The sequence below is a fragment of the Streptomyces sp. NPDC004284 genome (assembly GCF_042874035.1).
In the GTDB taxonomy this organism is placed as follows: domain Bacteria; phylum Actinomycetota; class Actinomycetes; order Streptomycetales; family Streptomycetaceae; genus Streptomyces.
The window spans coordinates 233,552-240,869 of record NZ_JBIAMJ010000011.1 but is presented as its reverse complement, the minus strand read 5'-3'; the positions used below and the strand labels follow the sequence as shown (position 1 = coordinate 240,869).

The 7,318-nt window shown below is 72.0% G+C and carries 7 protein-coding genes; 1 reads left to right on the top strand and 6 read right to left on the bottom strand.

The genetic code is table 11. The features are described 5' to 3' along the window. Positions 1-166: 166 nt before the first annotated feature. The 4 genes from ACFYUS_RS26895 to ACFYUS_RS26880 are packed head-to-tail and all read right to left on the bottom strand — an operon-like array spanning position 167 to position 3,705. Positions 167-838: a response regulator gene (locus ACFYUS_RS26895; RefSeq protein ID WP_388857150.1), complete on the bottom strand. Its 672-nt coding sequence runs from the start codon at positions 836-838 to the stop codon at positions 167-169. Next, on the bottom strand, positions 835-2,019 hold the full coding sequence (locus ACFYUS_RS26890; RefSeq protein ID WP_388857147.1) for a sensor histidine kinase: 1,185 nt from the start codon (positions 2,017-2,019) through the stop codon (positions 835-837). The genes ACFYUS_RS26895 and ACFYUS_RS26890 overlap by 4 nt, the downstream gene beginning before the upstream one ends. Positions 2,020-2,032: 13 nt before the next feature. Further along, entirely contained in the window at positions 2,033-2,806 is a 774-nt protein-coding gene (locus tag ACFYUS_RS26885) for an ABC transporter permease (protein ID WP_388857144.1), read from the bottom strand. After that, positions 2,803-3,705: an ABC transporter ATP-binding protein gene (locus tag ACFYUS_RS26880; protein ID WP_388857141.1), complete on the bottom strand. Its 903-nt coding sequence runs from the start codon at positions 3,703-3,705 to the stop codon at positions 2,803-2,805. The genes ACFYUS_RS26885 and ACFYUS_RS26880 overlap by 4 nt, the downstream gene beginning before the upstream one ends. Positions 3,706-3,835: 130 nt before the next feature. On the opposite strand from ACFYUS_RS26880, the gene ACFYUS_RS26875 reads away from it, so the two are divergent. Then, entirely contained in the window at positions 3,836-4,402 is a 567-nt protein-coding gene (locus tag ACFYUS_RS26875; RefSeq protein WP_388857138.1) for a GNAT family N-acetyltransferase, read from the top strand. Between the two features lie 10 nt (positions 4,403-4,412). Here the strand turns inward: ACFYUS_RS26875 and ACFYUS_RS26870 are convergent, their stop codons facing one another. Together ACFYUS_RS26870 and ACFYUS_RS26865 are read right to left on the bottom strand one after the other, a co-directional pair. Beyond that, positions 4,413-5,909: a type VI secretion protein gene (locus ACFYUS_RS26870; RefSeq protein WP_388857135.1), complete on the bottom strand. Its 1,497-nt coding sequence runs from the start codon at positions 5,907-5,909 to the stop codon at positions 4,413-4,415. Beyond that, on the bottom strand, positions 5,910-7,304 hold the full coding sequence (locus tag ACFYUS_RS26865; protein ID WP_388857131.1) for an ATP-binding protein: 1,395 nt from the start codon (positions 7,302-7,304) through the stop codon (positions 5,910-5,912). Positions 7,305-7,318 lie beyond the last annotated feature (14 nt).

Below are 7,318 nucleotides of genomic sequence, written 5' to 3'. Positions count from 1 at the left end.
GAAGCTAAGCCTTTCAGCGCCGATGGTACTGCAGGGGGGACCCTGTGGGAGAGTAGGACGCCGCCGAACAATCATTGTGGGAAAGCCCCGCACCTCCTGGTGCGGGGCTTTTCTGCGTTCAGGGGCCCTTTTCAGGGTGGATCCTTTTCTCAGAGCGGATCCCTTGTCAGGCCGGGGTGACCAGGTGGGTGTCGTAGGCCAGGATCACGGCCTGGACCCGGTCTCGGGTGCCGGTCTTGGCGAGGATGCGGCCTACGTGGGTTTTGACCGTGGATTCCGCGAGGTGGAGGCGTTCCGCGATTTCCGTGTTGCTCCAGCCTTTGCCGATGACGGTGAGGATTTCGCGTTCCCGGTCGGTGAGGGTGGCCAGGCGGGGGTCTGCTGCCGGGGATGGGGGAGGGGTGGCTGCGGGCGGGAGGTGGTGGATGTAGGCGTCGAGGAGGCGGCGAGTGAGGCTGGGGGCGACGACCGCGTCGCCGGCGGCCACCGCGCGGATGCCGGCGAGGAGTTCCTCCGGGTGGGCGTCCTTGACGAGGAAGCCGCTCGCGCCGGCGCGGAGGCCGTCGTACGCGTACTCGTCGAGGTCGAAGGTGGTGACGATGAGGATGCGGGTCCGGGCGCCTGTGGCGACGATGCGGCGGGTGGCCTCGATGCCGTCGAGGCCGGGCATGCGGATGTCCATCAGGACGACGTCGGGGTGGTGACGGTCGACCAGGCGGATCGCCTCGGCGCCGTGGGGGGCCTCGCCGACGACCGTCATGTCGTCCTGGCTCTCCAGCAGCATGCGGAAGCCGAAGCGCTGCATCGGCTGGTCGTCCGCGATGAGAACGGTCGTCATGAGGGGGAGTCCTCCAGGGGCAGTCGGAGTCGCACGCGCCAGCCGTCGCCGGTCGGGAGCGGGCCGGTTTCGAGTGTGCCGTCGTAGCGGGCCGTGCGCTCGCGCATTCCGGTGATGCCGTTGCCCTGGGCGGGGGTGGGGGACGGTGTTCCCGTGTCGGTGACGAGCAGTTCCAGGGCCTCGGGGGTGTGGGAGAGGCGGACGGTCGCCGTCGCGCCGGCGCCCGCGTGTTTCAGGGTGTTCGTCAGGGCTTCCTGGAGCACCCGGTAGACCGTCAGTTGGGCGCCTGCCGGGAGGGTCGAGAGCGTGGGGTCGGTGGGGGGCAGGTCGGCCTGGATCGGCAGGCCCGCTTTCCGTACGCCTTCGATGAGGGGTTCCAGGTCGGTCAGGGTCGGCTGGGGGGTGCGGGTCGCCGTCTCGTCGTCCTCGTGCAGGACGCCGAGGAGGCGGCGGAGTTCGGCGAGGGCCTGGCGGCTCGTGGTGCCGATGGCGTCGAGGGCCTGGGCGGCGCGCTCGGGGTTCTTGGCGGCCGCGTAACGGCCGCCGTCGGCGAGGCCGGTGATGACGGAGAGGTTGTGGCCGATGATGTCGTGCATCTCCCGGGCGATCCGGGCGCGTTCGGCGGTGGCGGCGAGGCGGACCTCGTGGGCGCGTTCGTCCCGGCGGGAGCGGACCGCGATGCCGAGGAGGGCGACGAGCGCGTACGCCCACAGGGTCGGGACGACCGGTTGGTCCCAGGGCTCCTGGGGGAAGCGGAGGGTGCCGGTGACCAGGGGCGGGGCGATCAGGGCCAGGGCCCAGAGGAGTGCGCGGGGCGGGCGGCTGAGCGCGATGTGGAAGAGCGGGAGTGCCTGGAGGTAGTCGGCCTGGAGGAAGGCTCCCGAGACGTCGCCGACCATCGCCGCGCAGGCCATCACCGCCAGGACGGCCAGGGGTCGGCGGCGGCGCCCGTACAGGGGGAGGGTGAGGGCCAGGGTCACCGTGGCCACGAGCCAGACCGGGACGGACGGGTCCCGGGCGGTGGTGCGCCAGCCGCCGGCCGCGTCCACGAGGGCCGCCGCCGTCCAGGAGGCGGTGACGGCCGTGTCCCAGACCCAGGGGTGTCGGGCGTCGAAGGCCCGGATCCGGGTCATGAGCTGTCGGGCGTACCGGCTCGGGGCGGTCGTCGTCTCCGTCGTCACTCCGTCATCATCCTCATACGTCGCGGCACTTGAGCAACAGTGCGGGGACCGCGAGTGCCGCTGCCGCCCACAGGAGCAGGGCGAGGAGGGCCGCGCCGGGCGAGGCGGCGCCCGGGAGCGGGGTCGCGGAGCCGAGGGCGCCGGCCGCCTGGGTGGGGAAGTACCTCACGGCCGTGTCCATCGCGTCGTACGGGAGCATCCCGAGGATCTCCGGGACGATCAGGACTCCGCCGACGAAGGCTCCGATCGCGCCCGGCACCGAGCGGAGGGCGGCGCCGAGGCCGAGGGCGATCAGGCCGAGGAGGGTGACGCCGGCGGCGTTGCCCGCGATGGCGGTGAGGACGCCGTCGTCGGTGAGGGAGGCGGCCTGGTCGGTGTCGGAGAGGAAGATCTGGGCGGTGAGGAAGGTCAGGAGGGCCGTGAGGAGGGAGGTCGTGAAGATCGTGGTCGTGTAGACCGTTGCTTTCGCCCAGAGGACGGGGAGGCGGCGGGGGACCGCTGTGAGGGTGGCGCGGATCATGCCCGTCGCGTACTCGCCGGCGGTGACGAGGATGCCGAGGACGGCGAGGGCGAGGACGCCGAGCTGGGAGCCGTACAGGGTGAGGACGACGGTGTCGATGTCGGAGTCGCCGCCGCCGGGGGTGTAGGTGGCGCCCATGAGGATGCCGACGCCGAGGAGGAGTGCGGCGGAGGCGAGGAGGGTGGTCCAGGTGGAGCGGACCGTGCGGAGTTTGTGCCATTCCGAGCGGAGCACGCGGGACGGGGTGATCGCGGTCGTGGTGGTCATGCGGGGGCTCCCTGGTATTCGACGGAGTCGCGGGTGAGGTCCATGAACGCCTGCTCCAGGGAGGGTGCCTGGGGGGTGAGTTCGTGGAGGGGGACGGCGTGGGCGGCGGCCGTGCGGCCGATCTCCGGGGCCTCCAGGCCGGTGACGAGGAGGGTGTCCGGGGCTTCCGTGGTGATCCGGGCGCCGGCCAGGAGTGTGCGCAGGCGGTCCGCCTCGGGGGTGACGACCTTGACGCTCGCGCCGCCGGAGGCCCGTACGAGCTCGTCGACGGTGGTGTCGGCGAGGAGCCGGCCCTTGCCGATGACGATCAGGTGGTCGGCGGTGAGTGCCATCTCGCTCATGAGGTGGGAGGAGACGAGGACGGTACGGCCCTCGGCCGCCAGGTTCCTGAGGAGCGTACGGATCCAGAGGACGCCCTCCGGGTCGAGGCCGTTGACCGGTTCGTCGAGGACGACGGTGGCCGGGTCGCCGAGGAGCGCGGCGGCGATGCCGAGGCGCTGGCCCATGCCGAGGGAGAAGCCCTTGACGCGTTTGTGGGCGACGTGGGTGAGGCCGGCGAGGGCGAGGACGCGTTCCACGCGCGCGCGTGGGATGCCGTGGGTGTGGGCCAGTGCCATGAGGTGGTGGTGGGCGGAGCGGCCGGGGTGCACCGAGCGGGCTTCGAGGAGTGCGCCGACGCGGGTGAGCGGGGCAGGGTGGGCGGCGTAGGGGCGGCCGTCGACGGTGGCGTGGCCGCGGGTGGGGGCGTCGAGGCCGAGGATCATGCGGAGGGTGGTGGACTTTCCGGCGCCGTTGGGGCCGAGGAAGCCGGTGACGGAGCCGGGGCGGACGGTGAAGCTGAGGTCCTCGACGACGGTGGCGTCGCCGTATTTCTTGGTGAGGTTCTCTGCTCGGATCATGCCTTCGACGTTAGGGAGCCGGCGGGGGCGGGGCGTCGGACCGCGGGCGGGTGCGCGGGAGCGGGCGTCGTACCCGGGTACGACGGAAAAGGCTTGTCAGGGGGGTGCGGGGCTCGTCAGGATCAGCGGCATGGACTATTCGATACGCACCATCCGCGCCGACGAGTGGGAGAAGACCCGCGAGATCCGGCTGGCCGCCCTGCAGGACCCGATCGCGCACCTGGCGTTCCTCGACACGTACGAGGCGGCCGTCGAGCGGCCCGACGCCTTCTGGAAGGACCGGGCGGAGGGTGCCTCCGAGAGCGGTGACGGGAAGGTGCGGCAGTTCGTCGCCGAGGGCCCGGACGGCGGTTGGGCGGGCACGATCTCGCTGCTCGTGGAGCGGCCGTCGGACGAGGTGCGGTTCGGTGAGGCGGCGAAGGTCGACCAGACGCACATCGTGGGCGTGTACGTGCGTCCCGAGGCGCGCGGGACCGGTGTGATCGACGCGCTGTTCCGGGCGGGTGTGGAGTGGTCCTGGACGCTGCCGGAGCCGGCGATCGAGCGGGTGCGGCTGTACGTGCACGAGGAGAACGCGCGGGCCGCGGCGTTCTACCGGCGGTTCGGGTTCGTGGCGACGGGGGACGTGGTGGCGGTGCCGGGGGACGACTCGGCGCGGGAGCTGGAGTACGAGTTCGTGCGGCCCGTCGCGGGCTGAACCCGCGGGCTCAGCGGCTGAGGGAGGCCTCCGGCCAGCGGGACCTCGCCTGTTCCTCGGAGCGCATCAGGGCCAGGGTCGGGAGGCCCTGGGGGTGGCCCGTGGCGAGGAGGTCCGGGAGCTGGGGGAGCGGGGCGACCGCGGCGACGTCGTCGAGGACGAGGGCCAGTGGTGGGTCGAGCCGACCGTCGGATGACCGTGCGGCCATGCGGCGGCCGTGCTCGACCACGCTTGCGGCGAGAGCCGTGAGGAGCGGCATCGCGCCGGGGTGGGTGCGGGGATCCTCGATCGCCTCGCCCACCACGTAGAGGGTGCCCCCTTCGGCGATGAAAGATGCGAGCGCCAGCGAATCAGTTCGATTCGGTACGCATGCCTCCCTGATGTGGATCGAGGAGAGGGAGGCGAGGGCACGGGCCGTCAGTTCCTGGGCCAGGCAGCGGCTTTCCGGGTGTGCGGTGAGCGCCGACTCCAGGAGGCCCGCCATTCCCGAGGCGGCCTTCGGGTGGCTGCGGAGGATGCGTACGGGCTCGTGGGCGCCCGTGCCCTGCGCCCAGCGGTGGACCTGCCGGAAGGGGCGGCCGTCGATGGCGGCGGCGTGCAGCCAGCAGCGCAGGAGGGTCTCCGCGGTGTCGGCGGTGGCCGCGTCCAGGCGGGAGTGCGGGCGTACGGGGGCGAGCAGGGCGGCCGCGCGCTCCTGTGCCACCGCGGGGTCCTCGCAGTGCTCGGACGGTGACCAGTGGAGCCGGGCGGGGGTGTCGCAGAGGTGGCCGGGGTCGTGGACGAGGACCGGGCCGAGTTTGCCGCGCGCGTCCTTCGTCGAGGACCAGACGGCGGGGTCGGAGGTGACGACCAGGGCGGGGCCCTCCGCGTCCAGGACGGCCTGCACGGCGGCGGGGCGGCGGGTGTCCGGGGGGCCGTAGAGGGTGCGGGGGGTGGTTATGGGGGTCGGCGCGGGAGCGGGAGCCGGGGTCGGTGCCGGGGGGTGCTCTTCCGCCGGGCGGCGCGGGGCCGGGGGTGCGGTGGGCTCGTCCCGTACCTCTGGCTCGTCCCGTGCCTCCGTGGGCTTCCGTGCCTCCGCGGGCTCCCGTGCCTCCGTGTGTTCGCGTACGCCCGTGTCCTCGCGTACGGGAGCCGGGGCGTACTTGCCCGCCTTGCGGTTCGCGCGGACCGCGCGCCAGCGGGTGACCGTGCCGAGGACGAAGACGGCGAGGACGGTGAGGATCATCGCCTCGCCGATGAGCAGGCCCCAGAAGAGGCCGTAGCCCGACAGCTGGGTCGGCGGGGTGGACGGCCAGGCCGCCGGGAGGTCCGTGGGGGCCGTCGCGAGGGAGCGCAGGGCCGACGGGGTGCTCGTGAAGGTGACGTGCTGCGGCCAGGCGCCGTGGGAGAAGAGGCCGGCCAGGCCGGTCGCCGTCCAGACCAGGACCGTGAGGCAGAGGAGGAGGGCGAACAGGCTGAGGAGCAGCCCGTCGGAGATCCCTCCGCCTCCCTTCCGTGCCGGTTCCATCTACGCCACCGTCGACTGCGAAGTGCCGTTCATCTGCTGCTCGATGAGGATCGCGCGCTGTTCGGTCTCCCACTCCAGTTCCGGGTCCGTGACGGAGGACTCCGTCATGGCGCGGTCGGTGTAGACGAGCGGGCGTTCCTTCTCGGTGATGAGGTGTTTGACCACCTGGACGTTGCCGTTGACGTCCCAGACGGCGATGCCGGGGGTGAGGGTGGGGATGATCTCGACCGCCCAGCGGGGCAGGCCGAGGACCCGGCCGGTGTTGCGTGCCTCGTCGGCCTTCTGGGCGTAGATGGTCCGGGTGGAGGCCATCTTGAGGATGGCCGCGGCTTCCTTGGCCGCCGCTCCGTCGACGACGTCGGAGAGGTGGTGGACGACGGCGACGAAGGACAGGCCGAGGCGGCGGCCGAACTTCAGGAGGCGCTGGAACAGCTGGGCCACGAAGGGGCTGTTGATGATGTGCCAGGCCTCCTCGACGAGGAAGATGCGCTTCTTCCGGTCGGGGCGGATCCAGGTGTGTTCCAGCCAGACGCCGACGATCGCCATGAGGATGGGCATGGCGATGGAGTTGCGGTCGATGTGGGACAGGTCGAAGACGATGAGGGGGGCGTCGAGGTCGATGCCGACCGTGGTCGGGCCGTCGAACATGCCGCGGAGGTCGCCGTCGACGAGGCGGTCGAGTACGAGGGCGACGTCCAGGCCCCAGGCCCGTACGTCGTCTATGTCGACGTTCATCGCCTCCGCCGATTCGGCCTCCGGGTGGCGGAGGCGCTCGACGATGTCGGTGAGGATCGGCTGCCGGTCGGTGGTGTGCTCGGTGACGTACGCGTGGGCGACCTTGAGGGCGAAGCCGGAGCGTTCGTCGAGGCCGTGGCCCATCGCGACTTCGATGATGGTGCGGAGGAGGGCGAGCTGGCCCGTGGTGGTGATGGACGGGTCGAGGGGGTTGAGGCGGATCCCGGAGTCGTTGGCGACCATCGGGTCCAGGCGGATGGGGGTTATCCCCAGCTCCTGGGCGATGAGGTTCCATTCGCCGACGCCGTCCTCGCCCTGGGCGTCGAGGACGACGACCTGACGGTCGCGGAAGCGGAGCTGGCGGAGCACGTACGTCTTCTCCAGGGCCGACTTGCCGTTTCCGGATTCGCCCAGGACCAGCCAGTGGGGGGCGGGGAGCTGCTGCCCGTACAACTGGAAGGGGTCGTAGATGTAGCCCTTGCCGCTGTAGACCTCGCGGCCGATGATGACGCCGGAGTCGCCGAGGCCGGGCGCGGCGGTCGGCAGGTAGACGGCCTGGGCCTGCCCGGTGGAGGTGCGGACGGGCAGGCGGGTCGTCTCCACCTTCCCGAAGAGGAAGGAGGTGAAGGCGTCGGTGAGGACGGACAGCGGATCTCGCATGGGTCTGTGCCCCT

What these genes read in the sequence shown, in the direction of transcription:
- ACFYUS_RS26895 (WP_388857150.1), bottom strand. Translation starts at nt 838, where the DNA reads ATGACGACCGTTCTCATCGCGGACGACCAGCCGATGCAGCGCTTCGGC.
- ACFYUS_RS26885 (WP_388857144.1), bottom strand. Translation starts at nt 2,806, where the DNA reads ATGACCACCACGACCGCGATCACCCCGTCCCGCGTGCTCCGCTCGGAA.
- ACFYUS_RS26880 (WP_388857141.1), bottom strand. Translation starts at nt 3,705, where the DNA reads ATGATCCGAGCAGAGAACCTCACCAAGAAATACGGCGACGCCACCGTC.
- ACFYUS_RS26875 (WP_388857138.1), top strand. Translation starts at nt 3,836, where the DNA reads ATGGACTATTCGATACGCACCATCCGCGCCGACGAGTGGGAGAAGACC.
- ACFYUS_RS26870 (WP_388857135.1), bottom strand. Translation starts at nt 5,909, where the DNA reads ATGGAACCGGCACGGAAGGGAGGCGGAGGGATCTCCGACGGGCTGCTC.
- ACFYUS_RS26865 (WP_388857131.1), bottom strand. Translation starts at nt 7,304, where the DNA reads ATGCGAGATCCGCTGTCCGTCCTCACCGACGCCTTCACCTCCTTCCTC.